17 protein-coding genes are annotated in these 23088 nt (G+C 64.7%); 8 read left to right on the top strand and 9 right to left on the bottom strand.

Annotated features, from left to right (window positions below):
• Window positions 1-63 precede the first annotated feature (63 nt).
• From recF to dnaA, 3 genes are all read right to left on the bottom strand, one after another.
• Window positions 64-1161: a DNA replication/repair protein RecF gene (gene recF / locus C2U58_RS18010; protein WP_102947129.1), complete on the bottom strand. Its 1098-nt coding sequence runs from the start codon at window positions 1159-1161 to the stop codon at window positions 64-66.
• Window positions 1162-1993: 832 nt separating this feature from the next.
• Window positions 1994-3094 (bottom strand): DNA polymerase III subunit beta, encoded by a 1101-nt coding sequence (gene dnaN, locus C2U58_RS18005; RefSeq protein ID WP_070208036.1) that lies wholly within the window; start codon window positions 3092-3094, stop codon window positions 1994-1996.
• 276 nt (window positions 3095-3370) lie between these two features.
• Window positions 3371-4705, bottom strand: coding sequence for a chromosomal replication initiator protein DnaA (gene dnaA / locus C2U58_RS18000; protein WP_102947110.1), 1335 nt, complete (start codon window positions 4703-4705; stop codon window positions 3371-3373).
• 251 nt (window positions 4706-4956) lie between these two features.
• Here dnaA and rpmH point away from each other — a divergent pair, with 251 nt between their 5' ends.
• The 5 genes from rpmH to mnmE all read left to right on the top strand — a co-directional run bounded on the left by rpmH (window position 4957) and on the right by mnmE (window position 11387).
• Window positions 4957-5097 carry a 50S ribosomal protein L34 gene (rpmH, locus tag C2U58_RS17995; RefSeq protein WP_006404565.1) on the top strand — a complete coding sequence of 47 codons (141 nt, stop codon included), beginning with the start codon at window positions 4957-4959 and terminating at the stop codon, window positions 5095-5097.
• A 5-nt stretch (window positions 5098-5102) separates the two neighbouring features.
• On the top strand, window positions 5103-5582 hold the full coding sequence (gene rnpA, locus C2U58_RS17990; protein ID WP_102947109.1) for a ribonuclease P protein component: 480 nt from the start codon (window positions 5103-5105) through the stop codon (window positions 5580-5582).
• Complete coding sequence (yidC, locus tag C2U58_RS17985; protein WP_102947108.1) at window positions 5582-7273, top strand: membrane protein insertase YidC; 1692 nt, start codon at window positions 5582-5584, stop codon at window positions 7271-7273. The genes rnpA and yidC overlap by 1 nt, the downstream gene beginning before the upstream one ends.
• 88 nt (window positions 7274-7361) lie before the next feature.
• Window positions 7362-10040, top strand: coding sequence for a polysaccharide deacetylase family protein (locus C2U58_RS17980; RefSeq protein WP_102947107.1), 2679 nt, complete (start codon window positions 7362-7364; stop codon window positions 10038-10040).
• A 3-nt stretch (window positions 10041-10043) separates the two neighbouring features.
• Window positions 10044-11387: a tRNA uridine-5-carboxymethylaminomethyl(34) synthesis GTPase MnmE gene (gene mnmE / locus C2U58_RS17975; protein ID WP_102947106.1), complete on the top strand. Its 1344-nt coding sequence runs from the start codon at window positions 10044-10046 to the stop codon at window positions 11385-11387.
• Between the two features lie 373 nt (window positions 11388-11760).
• On the opposite strand, the gene C2U58_RS17965 is transcribed toward mnmE, so the two are convergent.
• Window positions 11761-12468 carry an AzlC family ABC transporter permease gene (locus tag C2U58_RS17965; protein WP_102947104.1) on the bottom strand — a complete coding sequence of 236 codons (708 nt, stop codon included), beginning with the start codon at window positions 12466-12468 and terminating at the stop codon, window positions 11761-11763.
• Between the two features lie 2 nt (window positions 12469-12470).
• Window positions 12471-14468 carry a helix-turn-helix domain-containing protein gene (locus tag C2U58_RS17960; protein WP_102947103.1) on the bottom strand — a complete coding sequence of 666 codons (1998 nt, stop codon included), beginning with the start codon at window positions 14466-14468 and terminating at the stop codon, window positions 12471-12473.
• 525 nt (window positions 14469-14993) lie between these two features.
• Between C2U58_RS17960 and C2U58_RS17955 the strand changes: the two genes are divergently transcribed.
• Window positions 14994-16043 (top strand): glycerophosphodiester phosphodiesterase, encoded by a 1050-nt coding sequence (locus C2U58_RS17955; protein WP_102947128.1) that lies wholly within the window; start codon window positions 14994-14996, stop codon window positions 16041-16043.
• Between the two features lie 36 nt (window positions 16044-16079).
• On the opposite strand, the gene C2U58_RS17950 is transcribed toward C2U58_RS17955, so the two are convergent.
• Window positions 16080-16850: a rhomboid family intramembrane serine protease gene (locus C2U58_RS17950; RefSeq protein ID WP_102947102.1), complete on the bottom strand. Its 771-nt coding sequence runs from the start codon at window positions 16848-16850 to the stop codon at window positions 16080-16082.
• Window positions 16851-16949: 99 nt separating this feature from the next.
• A complete protein-coding gene (locus tag C2U58_RS17945; RefSeq protein ID WP_102947127.1) occupies window positions 16950-17906 on the bottom strand; it encodes a TerC family protein in 957 nt (318 codons plus the stop codon).
• A gap of 269 nt (window positions 17907-18175) precedes the next feature.
• Between C2U58_RS17945 and C2U58_RS17935 the strand changes: the two genes are divergently transcribed.
• A complete protein-coding gene (locus C2U58_RS17935; protein ID WP_102947101.1) occupies window positions 18176-19345 on the top strand; it encodes a class I SAM-dependent rRNA methyltransferase in 1170 nt (389 codons plus the stop codon).
• A 100-nt stretch (window positions 19346-19445) separates the two neighbouring features.
• Window positions 19446-20678, top strand: a complete 1233-nt coding sequence (locus C2U58_RS17930) for a dipeptidase (RefSeq protein ID WP_102947100.1) — start codon at window positions 19446-19448, stop codon at window positions 20676-20678.
• 105 nt (window positions 20679-20783) lie between these two features.
• On the opposite strand, the gene C2U58_RS17925 is transcribed toward C2U58_RS17930, so the two are convergent.
• Entirely contained in the window at window positions 20784-22214 is a 1431-nt protein-coding gene (locus C2U58_RS17925) for an amino acid permease (protein ID WP_102947099.1), read from the bottom strand.
• Window positions 22215-22418: 204 nt separating this feature from the next.
• Entirely contained in the window at window positions 22419-23054 is a 636-nt protein-coding gene (leuE, locus tag C2U58_RS17920; RefSeq protein WP_102947098.1) for a leucine efflux protein LeuE, read from the bottom strand.
• Window positions 23055-23088 lie beyond the last annotated feature (34 nt).

The raw sequence follows: 23088 nt of genomic DNA, 5'->3' as shown, positions 1-23088 counted from the left end.
GCCGATGGGTTTAGGGGTTGCAACAGCAATTATACCAGCCGGGCGCTTCCGCCCCTGCCCGCACTATGGCACAGGCAGAACCTGCCCATGTTCCACGTGGAACCGGGTGATGTCGGTGCCGCCTTCGAGTGCTGCCGGAGTTTCGGTGGCGGTGATGAAGATCTGCGCCGGGCCGGTCCGCAGACGGTCCAGTACCCGGGCCTGGTGGGTGCGGTCGAGCTCGGACGCGATGTCGTCCAGTGCAATCACCGGCCATTCCCCGCGCTGCTCGGCGTAATCCTCGGCTTGGGCCAGCAGGCAGGTGAGGGCGGTGAGTTTGGCCTGCCCACGCGATAGCGCGTCGCGGCCCGGGATGCTCGCAAAGCCCACGCTCCAGTCTGCGCGGTGCGGACCGACCGAGGTGTAACCCGCCAGGCGATCCCGGTCGCGCGCCAGCAGCAGCGCGTCGGACAGGGACAGGTCCTGCTTGCGCCAGCCTGGGCTGAGGTTGAGCGACTGGATACCCAGATTCGGCGCCAGGTCCTGCGCCAGGCTGACCGCACGGTCCTGCAGTCTGTCCAGATAGTGCTGGCGGCGGCTGGTGAGCGGTTCGCCCGCCTCGGCGAGCTCGTGGTCCCAGGCATCGAGCGCGTGCGGGTGCCCACCTTGCTTGAGCAGGGCGTTGCGCTGTTTGAGCGCGCGCGAGTAGCGCCGCCACAACGCCAGGAAGTCTGGTTCCACGTGGAACAGTCCCCAATCGAGGAAGCGGCGACGTGGTTCACCGCCGCCACTCACCAGTGCGTGGCTGCCAGGCTCGAACGTCACCACTGCCAGCGCTGCACACAGATTTCCCAACTGGGCGACGTCTTCGCCATCCAGCCGGCCTTTCCAATCCTGGCCGCTATGCCGCAGGCCGGCCTTGCGGCGGGTGGGGGACTCGGCGCCACCGCGTTGTTCATCCCACTCGACGAACACATCCAGCGCCTCCAGCCCGTGTCGCACCAGGCCATCGCGCACTCGTCCTCGGAAACTCCGGCCATAGGCCATCACATGCAGGGCCTCGAGCACGCTGGTCTTCCCGGCGCCGTTGTCGCCCGTAATCAGGTTGATGCCGGGTTGTGGAGCAAGTTCCACGCTGTCGAAGCGACGAACGTTGTGGAGGGAAAGACGGCGAATATGCATCCCGCCATTGTAGAGGCACGCCATGCGTGTCTGCCTTCCCGACCAAATCCATACCGACCGGTAGAGCCACGCCCTGCGTGGCTGCTCTTCACCGGACACGCATGGCGTGCACCGACCCGGAATTCTTTGAAATCTGGAGGATGGGCAGGGCCTCTGCCTTGCAGATTTCAAAGAATTTCAGGCTCTACCAGGCCGCTGGGAAGGACATCGGTTGATCCAAGGACCACATTCTTTGAAATCTGCGAGCCACGCCCCGGCCAGGTTCCACAGATCGTGAAACATCCAGCACAATGCGGTTCGACTTACCCACACGCGGCCTGTATGACTTATGCACAAGCGCTGGGCAGGTTGTGGATAAAAAGTCCGCCAAATCCGCGCCTGAAACATATCCACAGGCTGACCCTCACCTTCAGGGGCCTTTTTACAGGGGGTTTCAGCCCTGTATTTCCCTTTACATTCAACAAGATGAGGTAGTTTTCAACCAAATCTGGCCCTACCATCACCACCTAGCTTTAGATTTATATACAGTTTTTAAAGCATAGAGCTGTGATCCAAGGGTTTGAAAAACCCGCACCGCGAAGACCACGCGTAGGGACACGCCATGCGTGTCTGCGTTGGACCAGGCAACCCAAAGCGGGAAGGGCAGCCACGCAGGGCGTGGCTCCACCGGGGTGCGCTTTCTGACGTTGAGAGCCAGACACGCGTGGCGTGTCTCTACGCTAGATGGCTCGTGGCTCGTGCCTGGGCGGCGATGCTCCACGTGGAACGTGCTGGCAAAAAAAAACCCGGCACTCGGCCGGGTTTCTTTCAACGCTGTTCCACGTGGAACAGGTCAGAGGCGCAGCGGCATCACCACGTGACGCGACTTCTCGCTGCTGGCTTCACGCACCAGGGCCGAGGAGTTCGAATCGCGCAGCTGGATGACCACATGTTCGTCGCGCAGGGCAGACAGGGCGTCCAGCAGGTAGTTCACATTGAAGCCGATGGCCAGATCGCTGACGGTGGTGTCCGCTTCGATCTCTTCCTGGGCTTCTTCCTGCTCCGGGTTGTGCGCGCTGATCTTGAGGTTGCCCGGCGAGACTTCCACGCGGATGCCGCGGTACTTCTCGTTGGACAGGATCGCGGCGCGCTGCAGCGAGGCGCGCAGGGCTTCGCGATCCACCTTCACTTCGCGGTCGGCGCCGATCGGGATCACGGCCTCGTAATCCGGGAAACGGCCGTCGATCAGCTTGGAGGTAAAGGTCACATCGTCGCGCTTGACCCGCACGTGGCTGCGGCCGACTTCCAGTTCGATCTCGCGATCGCCGCTTTCCAGCAGGCGCTGCAGCTCGGTCACGCCCTTGCGCGGCACGATGATCTGACGCTTGGCGCCACTGGCCTTCTCCAGGTCGGTTTCGCACAGCGCCAGGCGATGGCCGTCGGTGGCCACGGTGCGCAGGGCATCACCGCGCAGGTCGAACAGCAGACCGTTGAGGTAGTAGCGGACGTCCTGCTGGGCCATCGCAAACGCGGTGCGTTCGATCAGCTCCTTCAGGGTCGCCTCGCCAATCGCAACGCGCTCGGTGGCTTCCACTTCGTCCACCGACGGGAAGTCGTTGGCCGGCAGGGTTGCCAGGGTGAAACGGCTGCGCCCGGCCTGGACGGTGATCTTGTCGCCGCTCTGCGAGACGGTGATCCGGCTGCCATCGGGCAGGGCGCGGATGATCTCGAACAGCTTGCGTGCCGGGATGGTGGTCTCGCCGTCCTGGGCATCTTCCACCGCGATCCGCGACACCATCTCCACTTCCAGGTCGGTACCGGTCAGCGAAAGCTGGCCGTTCTGGACCTGGACCAGGAAATTAGCCAGAACCGGCAAGGTCTGGCGGCGTTCGACCACGTTGACGACTTGTGCCAACGGCTTGAGAAAGGCTTCGCGCTGCAGTGTGAAACGCATGTGGTTCCGTGCCCCTATGCTTTAAAAAAATGTGGAATAAATCAAAAGCTTGGTGGTGCTGGTAGCGCCAGAATCGCTGGAAAACATAGCTAAGTCTTTGTAAATAAAGAACTTTATAGCCTTGAAACTCTCTGCACTACTGCCCCCCAAGGGGTGGGGAAAGCTGTGGATAAAAATAGGCCCGGCTCAAACGTCGTTTTTATCCACAACCTGTCCCTCGCTTACACCCGGATTTTGCACCGTTTTATGCGATGACGCTTGGGTGGCGTGCGTGCATCATTCGCTCAACTTCCGGATCAGCTTGTCCCAGTCTTCCCGCAACTTGCCGTCGGTCTCCATCAACGTCCGGATCTGCCGGCACGCATGCAGCACCGTGGTGTGGTCGCGACCGGCAAAGGCATCGCCGATTTCAGGCAGGCTGTGCTCGGTGAGTTCCTTGGTCAGGGCCATGGCGACCTGTCGCGGACGGGCCAGTGAGCGGGTACGACGCTTGGACAGCAGATCCTTGATCTGCAGCCCGTAGTAGTCGGCCACGGTCTTCTGGATGTTGGGAATGCTGATCGCCTGCTGCTGGGCGCGCAGCAGGTCGCGCAGGGTTTCCTGGGCGAAGTCGGTGGTGATCGCGCGGCCGGTGAAGTTGGCGCGGGCGGTCAGGGTATTCAGCGCGCCCTCGAGGTCGCGAACGTTGGAGCGCATCTTCTTGGCAATCAGAAACGCCACATCGTCGGGAATCTCCGCACCACGCTCGCGGGCCTTGGCCAGCACGATCGCCGCGCGCGTCTCGAAGTCCGGTGGCTCGATCGCCACCGACAGGCCCCAGGCCAGCCGCGACTTCAGGCGCGCTTCCAGGCCTTCCACTTCGCGCGGATACCGGTCGCAGGTCAGGATGATCTGCTGCTTGCCGTCGAACAGGGCGTTGAAGGTGTGGAAGAACTCTTCCTGCGTGCGGTCCTTGCCGGCGAAGAACTGGATGTCGTCGATCAGCAGCGCGTCCACCTGCTGGAACTGGCGTTTGAACTGATCCATGGTCTTTTCCTGCAAGGCCCGGATCATCGCGCTGAAGAACTGCTCCGAGCGCAGGTACAGCACCTTGGCGGCCGGATTGGCCTGGCGCATGGCGTTGCCGGCGGCGAACATCAGGTGGGTCTTGCCCAGGCCGGTTCCCCCGTACAGCAGCAGCGGGTTGTGCGCACGGTCGCCGGGCTTCTGCGCCGCCTGGAACGCCGCGGCCAGGCCCAGCTGGTTGCTGCGGCCTTCCACGAAGTTGGCGAAGGTGTAGTGGGAATCCAGGTTGCCGGCGAACGGCACCAGCGGCTCGGCCGCCGCGGCAGGCGCGGAAACGGTCGAAATTGGCGCGATCTGCGCCTCCACGGCGCGCGGACGCGACCCGATATCAAGAAAAACGTCGCCCGAACCGGAGAAATGCAACATCAGTTCCTTGATCCGGGGCAGGTACAGCGACCGGACCTGGTCCACGATGAAGGCATTCGGGGCATACAGCACCAGGCTGTCCGCGCGCAGATCGGCCTGCAGCGGCTTCAACCAGGTGTGAACATCTTCGGGCGGGAACTCCGCCTCAAGGCGTTCGAGACAACGTGACCAGGCATCCATCGGCAATAATCGTCTGGGGCCGGCGCATGCGCGTGGAAAACCGCAGCAGCGCAGGCCGGAAGGGGAAAGAATGGATGGCGCAGACTACCACCGACGCCCGGGTCCGGGAATGCTTGTCCCGAAGTTATTCACAAAATGATCCACAGCTATTGCACAGGCCGATGAAATCCCGTAGTGACACAGGCTTGACGTGGCCATCTGTAGCCCTATAGACTTTCCGGCTCTTTCCGTCCCCTTCATAGAGGCCCCGCATGGCCACCAAGCGCACTTTCCAACCCAGCAACCTCAAGCGTAAGCGCGACCATGGCTTCCGTGCCCGTATGAAGACCGCTGACGGCCGCAAGATCCTGTCGCGTCGCCGCGCCAAGGGCCGTAAAGTCCTGAGCGCTTGATTGCGATGCCGCTTCCCGCGGCAGACGCAATCCTGACTGTGAGCAGTTCCGACCCGCGCAAGCGATTCCCTCGCTCGGCGCGGGTTCGTACGCGTGCCGAATATACAACGGTCTTCGACGGCGCCCGCCGTGTGTCCGAACCGCTGATGACCCTGCACTGGCTGAAGAGCGACACGCCGGCCAGGCTGGGTCTTGCCGTTTCGCGCAAAGTCGATCCCCGAGCCGTGGGTCGCAACCGAATCAAGCGTGTGCTGCGCGAAGCCACACGCCACCTGCGACCGTGGATGACTGCCGGCGATTACGTCGTGGTAGCCCGCAGCGCGGCCCGTACCGCAAGCAATACCGAGATCCGCCAGGCCTTCGAGCGCCTGTTGCGCCGGCTGGGCGCATTGCCCATGCCTGGCGCGGACGGCACAATGCCGCCGCTACCCCCTTCCCAGTCCGAGCCGGCACCTGGTGCCAGCCCCGTCGAGCCTGCACGCTGATGAACCAGACCCGCGTTTTCCTGATTGTTGCCTGGCTGATGGTGGCCATCCTGTTGTGGATGGAGTGGGGGCGCGACAAGTCCGCGCCGGCCCCGACCGCCCCGGTGGCCGCCCAGACCCAGGGCACTGTCCCGGGCGCTGCCGGCACCGTGCCCAGCGCCAACGTGCCGCAGGCCCCGGGCAGCGCCCCGGCCGTGCAGGCCACCGCGCCGGCCGCCGCCGGCGCTCCGCGGGTGACCGTGACCACCGACGTGCTGCGCCTGGTGCTCGATGGCGGCAACGTGCTCGACGCCGAGCTGCTGCAGTTCCCGCAGACCAAGGCCGAAGGCAGCCCGCCGGTCCGCCTGCTGACCGAAGACCCGGCCCACCCGTACCGCGCGGTGACCGGCTGGACCAGCCAGGACAAGAGCATGCCGGTGCCGGAAGCCAGTGGCTTCACCCTGGTCGGCGATGCGAAGGACTTCGTGCTGGCCAAGGGCCAGGACGAGCTGCAGATCCCGTTCGTATGGAACGGCCCGAACGGCGTGACCATCCGCCGTACCTTCACCGTCAACCGCAACGAGTACGCGGTGAAGGTCAAGGATGAGGTCGTCAATGCCGGTACCACCCCGTGGAGCGGCTACGTGTACCGCACCCTGGACCGTACCCCGACCATCCTCTCGCGCAGCATGACCAACCCGGACTCGTTCAGCTTCAACGGCGCGACCTGGTTCGACAACGACGGCAAGTACCAGCGTCGTGCGTTCAAGGACTTCCTGGAAGACGGCCCGCTGAACCAGCAGGTCACCGGTGGCTGGGTGGCGATGCTGCAGCACCACTTCTTCACCGCGTGGGTGCCGCAGAAGGACCAGGCCGCGAACTACCAGCTGTCCCAGCATGACGGTCGCGACCAGATCCAGGCCACCGGCCCGGCGTTCACCGTGGCCCCGGGCAGCACGGCCAGCACCGAGGCGCGCCTGTGGGTGGGTCCGAAGCTGGTCAACCAGATCGCCAAGGAAGACGTGCCGGGCCTCGACCGCGTCGTCGACTACAGCCGCTTCTCGATCATGGCCGTGATCGGCCAGGGCCTGTTCTGGGTGTTGAACCAGGTCCACAAGGTCGTCAACAACTGGGGCTGGGCCATCGTGGGCCTGGTGGTGCTGCTGAAGCTGGTGCTGTATCCGCTCTCGGCCACGCAGTACAAGAGCGGCGCCAAGATGCGTCGCTTCCAGCCGCGCATCGCGCAGCTCAAGGAGCGCTATGGCGATGACCGCCAGAAGTTCCAGACCGCGATGATGGAGCTGTACAAGAAGGAAAAGATCAATCCGATGGGCGGCTGCCTGCCGATCCTGATCCAGATGCCGATCTTCTTCGCGCTGTACTGGGTACTGGTGGAGTCGGTGGAACTGCGCCAGGCGCCGTGGTTCGGCTGGATCCAGGACCTGACCGCGCGCGACCCGTACTTCATCCTGCCGGTGATCAACGTCGCGGTGATGTGGGCCACGCAGAAGCTGACCCCGGCCCCGGGCATGGACCCGATGCAGGCCAAGATGATGCAGATGATGCCGCTGATCTTCGGCGTCATGATGGCCTTCATGCCGTCCGGCCTGGTCCTGTACTGGGTGGTCAACGGTGGCCTGGGCCTGCTGCAGCAGTGGTGGATGACCAAGCGCCACGGCAGCGACCCGGTGCCGGCACCCGCCAAGAAATAATCGGAAAAACCCGCCACCCGGCGGGTTTTTCTTTGCCGGCGATACAATCGCGGGCACGCCACCCGCTGCACCCCCCAATGGATTGCCCATGCCCCGCGCGCCGTCGCTGTTCCGCTTCTCCATCACCGCACTGCTGACCCTGGCCATCGCCGCCTGCGGAAACGACACGGACAGCCCAGCGCCGGGCGCATCTACGCCCCAGCAACCCAGCGCGCAGGCGGCCGCTGCCGCCGATCCGGCCGCCGCACCCCTGTTGGCCGCCCTGCAGAAGCAGCTCGACGGCCACCGCCGCATCATCGTGCTGCTCGCCGACGAAGAGAAACAGTCCGCGCGCGATCGCGAGACCTCCAGCCGCATCGGACAGCAGCTGTTCCACGACGGGTTGGAGCAGCGCACGGTCATTGCCACCCAGTTCGACCAGCTGCTGCGCAGCGCCAACCCGCAGCGCTTCACCACCCTCGGCACGGTACTGGACTACATCGAATCGGCCCCGGAGCTGTTCGACGCCGACCGCCTGGCGTTCCGCGAAGTCCTGCGCGACCTGCACGAGCGCGTCGGCGCCGATTCCTCGCTGCCGGCGGTGAAGTTGCACCAGCGCATCGGTGAAGACCTGGACGCCCTCGATGAAATCGAGCGCACCTACAACCAGGAAATCACCCGCATCTTCAGCCGCTTCGACCGCACCCGTGCGATTGAACTGAAGCGCGAGAAGTGGCACGACTACATCGCCCACCTGCACAAGCAGTACAGCCGCGACGCGATCCTGCGCGACTACGGCGTGATCGAACCCTACCCGATGTCGATGAAGGACAGCGACCGCGAAATCTTCGGCCGCGACCTGCCGCCCAAGACCGTGGTCCTCACCTTCGACGACGGTCCGCACAAGGCCTATACCGACGACGTAGTCGCCATCCTCAAGCGCTACGACGTGCCCGGCGTGTTCTTCGAAGTCGGCCGCAACCTCGGCGAGGTGCACGCCGACGGCAGCATCAAGTTGGGTCCCATGGCGAGCATCAGCCGCAACCTGATGGAGCAGGGCTATGCCGTGGGCAACCACAGCCTGACCCACGCCCAGCTCTCGCGTACCACCGGCGACGCGCTGCGCGAGCAGGTGCTGGCCACCGACACCCTGCTCAAGGACGTGGACACGCGCCGCGCACCGCTGTTCCGCTTCCCCTATGGCGCGCGCAATGCCGAAGGCCTGCAGCTGCTCAACGAAGCCGGCCTGAAGTCGATCATGTGGAACATCGACTCGATGGACTGGGCCGACCCGGTGCCCGAGTCGATCGTGCAGCGCGTGCTGGGCCAGGTGCAGAAGGAACAGCGCGGGATCATCCTGTTCCACGACATCCACGACCGTGCGGTGAAGGCGCTGCCGCAGATCCTGGACCGGCTGATCGCCGAGGGTTACCAGTTCGCCGGCTGGAACGGCCGCGAATTCACCGTCAGCCGCGCGCGCAATGCCGCCGCCAGCGAGGCCACGGTCACCACCGGCTACGAGAAGTCGTGGGCGATCGTGATCGGCATCGACCAGTACGCCAAATGGCCGAAGCTGGAGTACGCCAGCCATGACGCGCAGGCCATCGCCGACACGCTGACCGGGCAGTTCGGCTTCCCGTCCTCGCAGGTGATCGTGCTCAAGGATCAGCAGGCCACCCGCAACAACATCCTGGCCGCCTTCCACGACCGCCTGGCCGATGACCGTACCGGCCGCAACGACCGCGTGTTCGTGTTCTTCGCCGGCCATGGCGCCACCCAGCGCCTGGCGTCGGGGCGCGACCTGGGCTACATCATCCCGGTCGATTCGGATCCCAATGCCTTCGCCACCGACGCGATCGCCATGACCGACATCCAGAACATCGCCGAAAGCATGCAGGCCAAACACGTGATGTTCGTGATGGATGCCTGCTACAGCGGCCTGGGCCTGACCCGCGGTGGGCCGGCCTCGTCGGCGTTCCTGCGCGAAAACGCGCGCCGCAGCGCCCGCCAGATGCTCACCGCCGGCGGCAGCGACCAGCAGGTGGCCGACAGCGGCCCGAATGGCCACTCGGTGTTCACCTGGGTGCTGCTGCAGGCGCTGGCCGGCAAGGGCGACCTCAACGGCGACGGCCTGATCACCGGCACCGAGCTGGCCGCCTATGTGGCGCCGGCGGTGTCGGCGGTTTCCCGCCAGACCCCCGCGTTCGGCAGCCTGCCCGGCTCGCAGGGCGGCGAGTTCGTGTTCCAGGTGCCCGACAGCCAGGAATACCTCAACGCCGATACCAGCCAGCTGACCGCGGACGCCATCGCGCTCAACAACAAGGTGGATGCCGCCAAGGACGCCGCACCCGACAAGGCCCCGGTCACCGTGGCCGACCTGCAGGGGGGCAGGAGCACGCTGGTGGTACCGGCCGCCGTGCCCACCTCCGACCGCCAGCGCGCACAGCAGGCCAACGACCGCGGCCTGCAGCTGTACCGGGAAAAGCGCTATGACGAAGCGGTGGCCCAGTTCACCGAGGCGCTCAAGCTGCGCCCGGACTTCGCCCAGGCCGCCAACAACCTCGGCTTCGTCTATTACCGCCAGCAGCGCTACGCTGAAGCCGCGCGCTGGCTGGAGAACACGCTGAAGATCGACCCGTCGCGCGCCGTGGCCCACCTCAACCTGGGCGACGCGTACTTCAACGCGGGCGACAAGGCCAAGGCGAAGCAGGCCTACACCACCTACCTGGCGTTGCAGCCGCAAGGCAGCGGCGCTGCGCAGGCCCGCGCCCAGCTGGAGAAGCTCTGAGCCATGAACGCGACCACCGAGACCATCGTTGCCATCGCCACCGCGCCCGGCGCCGGCGGCGTGGGCATGCTGCGCGTGTCCGGCCCGCAGGCACTGCGCATTGCCGTTGACCTGGGCTGCCCGAACCTGCAGCCGCGCCAGGCGCACTACGCCCGCTTCCGCGATGCGGCCGGCGAGGTCCTGGATGACGGCATTGCCCTGTATTTCCCGAATCCGCGCAGCTTCACCGGGGAAGACGTAGTGGAACTGCAGGGCCACGGCAGCCCGGTCGTGTTGCAGCAGCTGGTGGCGCGCTGCATCGCGCTCGGTGCGCGCCAGGCGCGCCCCGGTGAGTTCAGCGAACGGGCCTTCCTCAACGGCAAGCTCGACCTGGCCCAGGCCGAAGCCATCGCCGACCTGATCGCCGCCAGCGACACCCGCGCCGCGCGTGCCGCACGCCGTTCGCTGGACGGCGTGTTCTCACGCCGGGTCGAAGATGCTGGCGAGCAGCTGGTGCGCCTGCGCATCCATGTGGAAGCCGCCATCGACTTCGCCGACGAACCGCTGGATACCCTGGGCGGCGACCAGGTGCGCCAAGGGCTCGGCGAGGTGATGCGCGCGCTGGTCACCCTGCGCGACGACGCCGAACGCGGCCGCCGCCTGCGCGATGGCCTGCACGCGGTGCTGGTCGGTCCGCCGAACGCGGGAAAGAGCTCACTGCTCAACGCTCTGGCGGGCAGCGAACGCGCCATCGTCACCGACATCGCCGGCACCACCCGCGACACCCTGCGCGAAACCATCCGCATCGACGGCCTCGAGCTGACCCTGGTCGACACCGCCGGCCTGCGCGAAGGCGGCGACGCCATCGAGCGCGAAGGCATGCGCCGCGCCCGCGCCGAAATGCAGCGCACCGACCTGGCCATCATCGTGGTCGACGCCCGCGACCCGCAGGCCGGCCACGCCGCGGTGGCCGACGCCATCGCCGACGTCCCGCTGCAGCTGTGGATCCACAACAAGAGCGACCTGCTGGAAACCCTGCCAGCTGACATCGACGCAAACGTCGTGCACGTCTCGGCCGCCACCGGCCAGGGCCTGGCGCGCCTGCACACCCGCCTGCGCGAACTGGCCAGCGGCAGCGCCGGCGACAGCGTCGAAGGCGAGTTCTCCGCCCGCGCGCGTCACGTGGAAGCCATCACCCTGGCCATCGGCCACGCAGAGCGCGCCGAAAGCGAGCTGGTGCACGAGCACCTGGAGCTGGCCGCCGAGGAATTGCGGCTGGCACACGAAGCACTGGGCGAGATCACCGGGCAGATGAGCGCAGACGACCTGCTGGGCCGCATCTTCTCCAGCTTCTGCATAGGCAAGTAGCGACACGCCATGCGTGTCGTGATCCCTGAAGAAGCCGGCTAAACCAGCCAATAGCTCAGCAAACCAAACACAATCGCGCCCGAGAGTGTAGGAATCGCAATACCGCCTCCCCGTAGCCAGCGAGCTCCCCATACGCACGCCAGTGCCGCGACCACCGACGATATCCGGCCGGCGCGGACATCGGTCTCCAGTACATCCCAAAGCGCAACGACTAGAAGCGCGGCGATGGCAGCGGGTCCAACGCCAACCAACCACCGCTCCATACCGTCAGCGCCTCTTCCAGTCCTTCCCTGACGTCGCGCACGCCAAAGGGGCAACCAGCGAAGCAGGAACGTACCTATCCCGCACAGGGCAATCAGCCAAATCATCTCGTTCATTCGCGCGCCATCCGCGAAACCAGCCCGTGCGACAGCGCACCGACCAGGATGCCCAGGGCCAACGCATGATGAGTCGCTACAAACGAACAGAGAATGGCAGCCACCACGACGGAGGCAAGTATCGACGCCCACCACCTCCGCAGGCCTGTCTCAAGCAGCAGCGCCAGGAACAATGACGGCAGCACGAAGCCCAGGCCATCGCGTACTGCCTCCGGCCAGTGATCCACCTCGCGCACGAACACAACGCCAAGCGCGGTGCCACCGGCCCACGCGATGTAGGCACCAACCTGAAGACCGAGCACCCAGTAGTCACGGTGCTCAGGCGCGACCGACGGCAACCTGCTCATCGCAGTGGCGAACACTTCGTCGGTCAACCCGAAGGCGAGCCAAGGCGATCCCAGTTTGGCGTGCTTCTCAGGAATGGCCGACACCAGCGTTGGTCCGTAAAGCAGGTGTCGGGCATTCATCAGCAAGACCGTTGGAACAGCTGTCAACAAACCCGCTCCGGCGGTTACAAGTGAGATCAGCAGGAACTGGCTCGCACCTGCATAGACCAACATCGAGATCAGTAGCGCAGCTGTCTCAGGTAGGCCAGACTGAACTGCGGCAGCCCCAAAGGAAAAACCAATGGGGAGGTAGCCAACCCCCACAGAGAAGCTATTGAACACACCGCGCGAGAAAGCGCCAGAATACCTGCCGGACATGCTTACGGCTTGCGCAAGGTGATCAGGTGGGTACCACCGTCGCGATCGTCGTCTCCATGCGTAGCAAAGACTCGTCGATGCCTGACGATCTCGAATCCGGTCGCAGCTGCCAGTTCCTGGAAGCGCCGTACGTGGGTCTTTCGCTCTACTTCGTAATCGAAGCCTGCAACCATGGCTTGAAGCTCCAACCAGAAGAATCGCGTGTAAGCGCTGACTGCATCGAGCACTCTCTTGCTCGGATCAGCCTGACTGACCAGCAGAAAAAGCTTGCGACAAAGGCGTTCCGCTTGGAGGACGTGACCTCGCTGGGCGTGCATAACTGCAGGCACCAAATGGGAACGGAATGCCGTAAAGAGTTCGCGATCCTCTACATCCTGCCCGTCGTGTCCCCCACGTTCGAGCAAGGACGCTGATTGGAGGATGTAGTTTGAATGGTGGAGAACCAAGGCCTGATTTCTGCTTTGTACATCGTGAAATGGTGGCAAGAACTCGTCTGCTATGCAGAAGAGACCATCATTTCCAAGCAGGCGCATCGCCTTCTGAAGCATGAAAGCAGTGTTGAAGTGATGCGAAGAGCCTACTGATGTGATCAGCTGGCAAGTGCCATCCGAATGATCGAGTTCAAGGAACCCACCCCTATGTAGCTTAATCTCCGGGTGACAACGTGCATTAACCTCCAAGCAAGCGTAAGCCACTGGATCGGGCTCAACTGCCAACGGCCGCAAGTTAGGAAGCATTTCCTGCAGCATCAATAGCGGTACGCCAGGACCCGTACCTACATCTATAGTCGGCAGCACGCAAAGCGATGCCGCTGGCAGAAAGTCCGCGATGTCCTGTGCCATCGCCACCACTTGCCGCGCATAAGCGGGATGAAGAAGTTCGAATGCATCATAGTGGTCGACTTGAATTCGGCTCGAAAACGACTCATCGTCCGTGGAACTTGGGACGGACCCCTGACTGCGGGTGGTCATCTCCTGAAGCTGGAAGGGAAGGCGCAACTCACCCTCATGAAGGGCAAGCTCGGAGAAGACAGACTCGAGAGTCCAACTGATCCCACGCGGCTCAGACTTCACCAGATCCGGCCTTTCAGGACATAGCGGAGATTCGACCATTTTCGAAATCTCGGAAGCGGCAATGGCGAGAGAGGTCAGTCTCAAAGAGTGGTCGGATGACCTTTCGAATGCTCGAGTGAAACGTTGCGGCAGAACTGCGATGAATGGACCGTCTTCATCAATTTCCGAGATGATCATAACTGGGCTCTTGAATGCCATCGGGGGGGCATCCATGAGCTCGGCGCGCAGCTCTCGAAGATGCTCTTCGGGCGCGGCGCTGCTGAGCCTGAACCTGATCATCTGAGTGGCGGACCCATTGGCAACCTCAATGCACACGCGATCAACGACACATCGTGCGCCATCCCACGCGGCGTCATCCCGCGGCCACTCGAGGTGGTGGGAGTGCACCGTTTCACGCGTAGAAAGCGCCGGGTACTCTACAAACACCATCGCTTGCACGCGGCCTTCGATCGCGGAATAGATGTGTGGAACGTCAGCCTCGAACGCATGGAATTCGCCAGTGTCCAGAAGCTTCGGCGAAATCTTTCTGCCCGCCAGCATCCGACCCCGAGTGACTATCAGCTTTTCGCGGACACCAGGTGCGTGACCAGCTGATACCTTGGATTTTCCCTCCTCAATGGTCATATCGTAGACCTCAAGGACGCCGCCGGAGTCGTCTTCCATGCGATCCATCAACCGGACATGCGCGTCTGCACCCACCAAGCCACCAACACCCTCCGTACCGTTCTGCAGAAGCTGGCCGAATGGCGCGTCCAGGACGTTGGCAATCGCCCATAGGGAATCGACAGTTGGTGTGCTCACACCGGCCTCGATCGAAAGCAGCATCGATTTGGACACCCCGCTACGCTGCGCTAGTCCAGAGAGTGTGAGGCCCCGTTCTTTGCGCAGGCGATTCATGTTGATGGCAAGGGGCCTGATCAGTTCCATGCATGTTCCATCCGAAGGAGAGGCTGAGTGGAATGTACGTACCCATCTCAGAACGAGACTGCGAACCAGCGCTCAAACTCAAGAGTTGCCCAGACGTCCTTGGCCCGCTTTTCAATGAATGCGCTAAGCGCGGCAAGTTCACGCAATCGTGGCTCCGCCAAGGCGAACTGGGGGCTGCAATTGTCCAACGCGCTATTGGACAATCTCTTGCGGAGACAGGCGCTTCATTGATTCGGCAACTGGCGTCGCCTGACGACGCAGTTGGACAGCCAATAGGGTGTTTCTCTCGCAACTCGATCACATATCTTGCCGGGACGCAGTTGTAACTAGGTTGACCCGACAGGCGGCGGCCGGAAACGCGAGTAGCCCTTTCTTGCGGCTGTAACACCGGCTAGGCACAATGCCGCACGTCTTTTCCGGCCCTTGCCGCACTGGCGGGGCGGTACCAACAGGGGTGTTGCAGTGTCGAAGTCGTTGTGGGGTTGTGCGTTGCTGTTGTCGCTGGCCGTGGCACCATCGGTGGCCATGAGCGCTGAATCCTCCACCCCGGTGTCGCGCAAGGCGGCGGTCTATGGCCACCGCGGGGCAAGCGCGCTGCTGCCCGAACACACCCTGGCCGCCTACGCCCAGGCCATTGCCGACGGCGCCGACTACATCGAGCCGGACCTGGTGATGACGAAGGACGGGGTGCCGGTGTCCCGCCACGAGAACGAAATCAGCGGCACCACCGACGTGGCGGCCCACCCCGAGTTCGCGAACCGCAAGACCGTCAAGACCATCGACGGCGAGCGGATGGAAGGCTGGTTCACCGAAGACTTCACCCTGGCCGAACTGAAGACGCTGTACGTGCGCGAGCGCCTGCCGCAGGTGCGCAGCACCGCGTTCGACGGCCAGTTCCGCATTGCCACGCTGGACGAGATCATCACCTTCCTGGTCCAGCAGGCCGGCCGTGCCGGGCGCGGCATCGGCCTGGTGCCGGAGATCAAGCACGGCACCTACTTCAAGGGGATCGGCCTGCCGATGGAAGACCTGCTGGTGAAGACCCTGCAGGCCAACCCGTACACGCGCGTGGCGCCGGTGACCATCCAGTCCTTCGAGGTCAGCAACCTGCGCTACCTGCGGAGCACGCTGGGCAAGGACAGCAACATCCGCCTGCTGCAGCTGCTGGGCGATCCCAAGCAGCAGCCGGGCGATGTGCTGGCGGCCAAGGGCAGCCAACGCTATGCCGACATGCTCACTCCGGCCGGGCTGGACCAGATTGCCGGGTATGCCGATGGGATCGGGCCGAGCCTGCGCATGGTGATTCCGTTGGACGCCAACGGGCGTCTGGGTACGCCGACCACGCTGGTGCGCGACGCGCATGCGGCGGGGTTGATGGTGGTGCCGTATACCTTCCGGCCGGAGAATTCGTTCATGGCCGCCGAGTTCCGCAAGGGCGAGGCGAATGCGCGGAATCCGGAGGGGTCGGTGGCGGAGATGCGCGCGTACCTGGCGACCGGGATCGATGCGTTTTTCACCGATGACCCCGCGTTGGGGCGGCGCGCGGTGGATGGGGATGCGAACGCGGCACGGTGATGCGAGGGACACGCCATGCGTGTCCCAGGCGGTCCATCACCGCTCGTCAGGCCGCCGGAACGGCAACACGACGAAATCACGCCCTTCGCGCGGCTGCCACAGCACCGGCACGCGGTGCGGGGAGGGCGGCTCCAGATCTCTGTCGCGCTGCACGTCCAGCTCTTCTTCGTCTTCCTCCTCCCAGCTGTACAGCTTGCGCGGCGCCATCGGGTCGGACAGACGGAACAGCAGTGCGCTGATGATGCCGGCGAAGGCGCCGCCCATGTGCGACTGCCAGGACACGCCCGGTTCGTGCGGAAGGATGGTGATCAGCATGCTGCCGTAGAACAGGAACGCGATCAGCCCGGCCGCGATGGCGGGGCGGTCACGGCGCAGCAGGCCGAGTACGAACACCAGGAACATCAAACCGTGGGTGATCCCACTGGCGCCCAGGTGGCGGCTGCCGATGTCGCCGAGCAGCCAGGCGCCCAGGCCCGAGCCGATCCACAGCAGCGGGAAGGCGCGCAGGGTGGCCTTTGGATAGACGCTGCCTGCCAAAGTGCCAAGGATCAATAGAGCAAAGCTATTGGCGGCCAGATGCTGGACCGAGCCATGCAGCAGCGGTGCACCCAGGATGCCCAGCAGCCCAGCCGATTCCAGCGGCGCCACAGCCCATGGCCGCCAGTCGAAGTGGCCCTGCGCGGTATACACCGCCACCAGCACCAGCACGAAGGCCAGGCTCAGGTTGAACGCCCGCATCACGCGACCGCGGTCGGTGCGGGGGGAAACCGGCGGCTCGCCGGCGGGCAGGGGCAGGTTGGCGTTCATACCTTCATGGATTGCGCCGCCCCAGGCTGAACACAAGGGCAACGCAGCGGGAGAGAGTGGTACCGCCGGCGGGACAATCCCGCCGGCGGCACGCAGGGGTCACGCGTCGCCGGTCTTCGGCGGGTTCTTCAGGCTCAGCACCACGGTGGCGGCGATGATCACCGCGACCACGCCCAGCGAGATCGGGGTCGGGATCTTGAAGATGTCGATCAGCATCATCTTGATACCGATGAACGCCAGTACCAGGGCCAGTCCGTACGGCAGCAGGTGGAAGCGGTCGGCCATGCCGGCCAGCAGGAAGAACATGGCACGCAGACCCAGCACCGCGAACACGTTGGAGGTGAGCACGATGAACGGGTCGGTGGTGATCGCAAAGATCGCCGGGATGCTGTCCACGGCGAAGATCACGTCGGTCACCGCGATCAGGATCAGCACCACGAACAGCGGGGTGTACCAACGCTTGCCGTCGCGCATGACGCTCAGGGCGTTGCCGGCATAGTCCGGCAGCAGGCGCAGGTGCTTGCGCATCCAGCGCAGGGCGGGATTGGTCTCCAGGTCCGGCTCCTGGCCGGCCGAGAACCACATCTTCCAGCCGGTGAAGAGCAGGAATGCGCCGAACACGTAGAGCAGCCAGTGGAACTTGGTGAGCAGCACGCTGCCAGCGAAGATCATGATCGTTCGCAGCACGATGGCGCCAAGAATACCGATGATCAACACCTTTTGACGCTGTTCCTCAGGCACCGCGAAGTAGCCCATGATCATCAGGAACACGAAGATGTTGTCCACCGCCAACGCCTTCTCGACCAGGTAACCGGTCAGGAACTCCAGGCCGACCTTGTTGGCCACGACCTGCCCGGCGGTCTCGTTCAGGTAGTACCAGAGGCCACCGTTGAAGGCCAAAGCCAGCACGACCCAGCCCACCGACCACCACAGGGCTTCCTTGAAGGTCACCTTGTGCGGGCCGCCATGGCGCATCAATACCAGGTCGATCAGCAGCGCGATGATCACCACCGCGCCGAAGCCACCCCATAACCACACATTACCGATCGTCTGCATCGTCTTGTCCGTTGAATGAATGAAATGCCTCAAGCCGGACGGCGAGGACCTGCAACGGAACACCAAGGGGGATCCAGGGACAGAGCTTCGCCATGCGGCGAAGGTCTCGCTCGCAGTCCCCAGCGGTGGGAACTGCCGTTGCACCGGAGCCTGCGGGCTCGAATTGACGGCGACAACGTCTGGGAGCTACTCCCCTTCTGCGGTCGATTCTGGGGGCATGCCGCCCCTGCGTCAAATCGGACAGCCGCCGGCCCGGATACAATGGACATATGAATACCCCTGCCCCCGTAGTCCGCCTCAAGAACGCCTGGCGCTCCAGCCACCCTTGGATCTTCCAGAAACTGGTCGAAAAGCCCGCTGTCCGGCCCAAGCCCGGCGCCATCGTCGACGTGGTCGGCGTGGACGGGGAATGGATCGGCCGCGGCTTCTACAACGGCCACTCGCGCATTGCGGTGCGAATCCTGGAAACCGACCAGCGGGTCCCCGTCGATGCCGGCTGGTTCTCGCGGAAGATCGCGCAGGCGGTGTCATTGCGCCGTGATGTCCTGAAGCTGGACACGGTTTCCGACGCCTGGCGCGTGGTCCACAGCGAAGGCGACGGCCTGTCCGGCCTGGTGGTGGACCGCTATGGCGACTTGGTGGTGGTGGAGTTCTTCGCCGCCGGCATGTTCCGCCACCGCGAGTGGGTCTACGAGGCCCTGCGCGAGCAGTTCCCGGGCTGCCGCTTCCACAGCTTCGCCGACGAACACGTGCAGAAGCAGGAAAGCTTCGACTTCCACGGCAACACCACCACCGAAGCTTCGGTGATCACCGAGTACGGCGTGAAGTTCCGCGCCGATCCGGCCGGCGCGCACAAGACCGGCTTCTTCGCGGACCAGCGCGAGAACCGCCAGTGGCTGAGCCAGGAAGTGGAAGGCAAGTCGGTGCTGGACCTGTGCTGCAACACCGGTGGCTTTGCGGTGTATGCCGCCGCGCGCGGTGCCTCCGACGTGCTGGGCATCGACATCGACGAAGACGTGATCGCCATCGCCAAGGGCAATGCACGCCTGAACAACGTGCGCCCGCGCTTCGTGCAGTCCGACATCTTCCCGTGGCTGCGCGACGCGGCCAACCGCGGCGAGCAGTTTGATGTGGTGATCCTGGACCCGGCCAAGATGACCCGCGACCGCGACCAGGTGATCACCGCGCTGAAGAAGTACCTGGACATGAACAAGCTGGCGCTGGGCGTGGTCAAGCCGGGAGGCCTGTTCGCCACGTTCTCGTGCACCGGCCTGGTGTCCGAAGAGCAGTTCCTGGACATGCTGCGCCGCGCGGCGTTCTACTCCGGCCGCACCATCCAGATCCTGAAGGTGGCCGGCGCCGGCCCGGACCATCCGTTCATGGCGCACGTACAGGAGTCGCGCTATCTGAAGGCCGTCTTCTGCCGGGTAGTGGATTGAATCCACCCCGGTAACCCATGCAGCGTAGTGACACGCCATGCGTGTCATCGCGGACCCAACTGCGCTAACGTCTGACGTTTCCCATCCTTGGTGAGGCGTCATGACCGTGCGTGTTCTGTCGTTGCTGGTGTCGTTGGCGCTCACCGCGCCGCTGTCCGCCCAGGCCATCGAGTTCAGCGCGCAGGAGCTGGAGCGCGCTGCAACGCTGCAGAAGAAGCTGCTCACCCTCGACAGCCACCTGGACACGCCGGCCAACTTCCATCGCGAAGGCTTCGACATCGCGCAGCGGCATGACCACAACGCGCTTTCGCAGGTGGACCTGCCGCGCATGCAGGAAGGTGCGCTGGATGGTGGCTTCTTCGCCATCTACACCGACCAGGGCGACCGCAGCCCGGCCGCGCACCGGCACGACCGCGACGCCGGCCTGCTGCGGCTGATGGAAATCCGCGAAATGCTGGCCGCGCACCCGGACACCTTCGCGCTGGCACTGACACCGGCCGACGCCGCGCGGATCAAGCGCGAAGGCAAGCGCGTGGTCTACATCAGCATGGAAAACGCCAGCCCGCTGGTGGACGATCCTTCGCTGCTGAGCTTCTATCACGCGGCCGGACTGCGCCTGCTCAGCACCGTGCACTTCGCCAACAACGAGTTCGCCGATTCGGCCACCGACGAAAAGGGGGCCGAATGGAAGGGGCTGAGCCCGGCCGGCAAGGCGCTGGTGGACGAGGCGGTACGGCTGGGCATCGTCATCGACCAGTCGCATGCGTCAGACGCGGTCTTCGACGATCTGATCCAGCGCATGCCGGTGCCGTTCGTGCTGTCGCACAGCTCGGCCAAGGCGATCTACAACCACCCGCGCAACCTGGACGATGCACGCCTGAAGCAGCTGGCCAAGGCGGGTGGCGTGATCCAGGTCAACGCCTATGGCGGCTACCTGATCGACACCGGCAAGAGCGATGCGCGCAAGCAGGCCGAAGAGGCGCTGATGAAGAAGATCGGAGCCGGGTACGACGACCTGAGCATGGCCCAGGGCGTGGCGTTGAAGCAGGGCCTAGCCGATCTGGACCAGCAGCTGCCGCTACGCAAGGCCACCCTGGACGACTTCTTCGCCCACTTCGAGCACATCCTGGGCGTGGTCGGACCCGAGCACGTCGGCATCGGGCTGGACTGGGATGGCGGCGGCGGCCTGGCCGACCTGCAGGACGTGAGCGCGCTCCCGAAGATCACCGCGTGGTTGTTGCGCAAGGGCTACAGCGAGAAGCAGATCGCCGACATCTGGGGCGGCAACCTGCTGCGGGTGATGCAACAGGCGCAGCGGCACGCCGCGCCGTAGTGCCGGCCGCTGGCCGGCTCCATGCATGACCCGATCATCCCGAAGAGCCGGCCAGCGGCCGGCACTACGGGATTGTGATCACCCCGGCCAGTTAGCGGGGCCTCGTTACCGACCGATCAACGCATTCCGGCGGCTGTACAGGAAGTACACCGCCAGGCCGATCGCGTTCCAGATCAGGAAGTACTTCTGGGTGCTGTGCGGCAGGCTGATGAACAGGTAGATGCAGCCCAGCGCAGCGGCCGGCCCGACGATCCAGGCCAGCGGGGTACGGAAGCTGCGCTTGGCGTCCGGCGCGCGGCGGCGCATCACCACCAGGCAGATGCCCACCGCGGTGAACGCCGCCAGGGTACCGGCGTTGGCCAGCGCGGCGATTTCATCCAGGCGCGCCACGCCTGCCAGGGCCGAGACCAGCAGGGCACTGAACAGCGTGGTCGCCACCGGGGTGCCGGTGCGCTTGTTCACGGCCGACAGGCCACGCGGCAGCAGGCCGTCGCGGCCCATGACGAAGAACACGCGGCTCTGGCCGAACAGGAAAGCGAGCAGCACGGTGGGCAGCGCGACGATGGCGACGATGCCAATCACCAGCGCGGCGGTCGGGTGGCCCAGCTGGCGCATGATCAGCGCCAGCGGCTCGGCGCTGCTGCCGAACACGGCGTAGCTCATCGCGCCGATCGCGCCCAGCGCCACCAGCATGTAGACGATGGTGCAGCCAACCATGGAACCGATGATGCCGATCGACAGGTCGCGACCCGGGTTCTTGGTTTCCTCGGCCGCGGTGGAGATCGCATCGAAGCCATAGAAGGCGAAGAAGATGATCGCCGCAGCGGCCATCACGCCGCGCTCGATGCCGTCCGGGCCCATCGACTTGGCGAAGCCATACGGCATGAACGGCTGCAGGTTGGCCGGATCGAACGCGGGCAACGCCACCGCCACGAACACCGCCAGCGCGATCAGCTTCAGCACCACCAGGATGGCGTTGAGGGTGGCGCTTTCCTTGGTGCCCAGCATCAGGCCGCCGGCCACGATCCAGGTGATGATCACCGCCGGAAGGTTGAACAGGCCGCCCTCCACGTGCGGACCGGCCGACAGCGCCGCCGGCAGGCGGATGTCGATGCCCATCTGGGTATGCACCCATTCCAGGAAGCCGACGAAGTAGCCGGACCACCCGACCGCCACGGTACTCACCACCAGCGAGTACTCCAGGATCAGGCTCCACCCCACCACCCACGCGAAGATCTCGCCGAGTGCGGTGTAGCTGTAGGTATAGGCGCTGCCGGCCGCCGGCATCATCGTGGAGAGCTCGGCATAGGACAGCGCGGCGCAGGCGCAGACCGCACCGGCGATGGCGAAGGAGATCAGCACCGCCGGGCCGGCCAGGTTGGCGCCCACGCCGATCAGGGTGTAGATGCCGGTGCCGACGATGGCGCCGATGCCCATAGCGATCAGGTGCGGCCAGCTCAGGGTGCGGACCAGGCTCCTGCCGGCTTCATGGACGGTGACGGAATCGAGCGACTTGCGCCGTAGCAGCGATGACATGGAACCTCACAGGGTGACTGGTATCGACAATTTCCCGAGTGTGACCGAACGCGGCGCAGCATTACTACTGCCGGGCGTCGTGAATCGCTTGACGATCATTTCAAATGACCGTGCTTGACGAATCCGGCACAACCTAACGGGCCGCTTGCGATCCATCGGGCCTGCCGCGTCTCGTGGGTGTCGCCTGCAGCCATGCCGCGCTGGTCAGCCGTTCAGGCCCAGCCGCACTCCGAACCCGATCAGGAACACCCCTGCCACGCGCTTCAGCACCACCCCGACACGTGGGTGCTGGATGATCCTGCGCCGGAGCAGGTTGCCCACCCCGATCAACAGCGAGCAGTACGCCAGGCTCAGCACGAAGATCAGCACCGCCATGGTCGCGAAGGTCAGCACGCCCTGGTGCCGGGCCGGGTCGATGAACAACGGCAGGAACGCCATGTAGAAGATGATCGCCTTCGGATTGAGCAGGCTGATCAGGATCGCCTGGCGGAAGTAACGGCCCGGCTGCAGGCGGATGCCACCGCCGTCGCCGTCTTCAGCGCCGGCGCGGGCCGGGCGCAGCAGGCCGATGCCCACCCACACCAGGTAGGCCGCGCCGAGGTACTGCACGGCGTGGAAGACCAGCGGATTGGCGCGGAGCAGGGCGGCCACGCCGGCCACCGCCAGCCACATCAGGATCTGGTCGCCCAGCAGCAGCCCGAACAGCGCGGTGTAGCCGCCGCGCACGCCGCCGCGGCCGGTGGCGGTGAGCAGGGTGAAGGTGCCCGGACCGGGCAGTGCCAGGAACACCAGCACGGCAACGACGAAGGTCCACAGGTCCTGGATGCCCATCCACGGCATGGCGGCGACTCGACAACGGGGGGGCGCCATTGTC

Origin of the sequence: Stenotrophomonas sp. VV52, assembly GCF_002893095.1 — a bacterium.
GTDB classification, from domain to species: Bacteria; Pseudomonadota; Gammaproteobacteria; order Xanthomonadales; family Xanthomonadaceae; genus Stenotrophomonas; species Stenotrophomonas aracearum.
The sequence above is the reverse complement of the archived record's forward strand: the minus strand, read 5'-3'. Positions and strand labels throughout refer to the sequence as shown.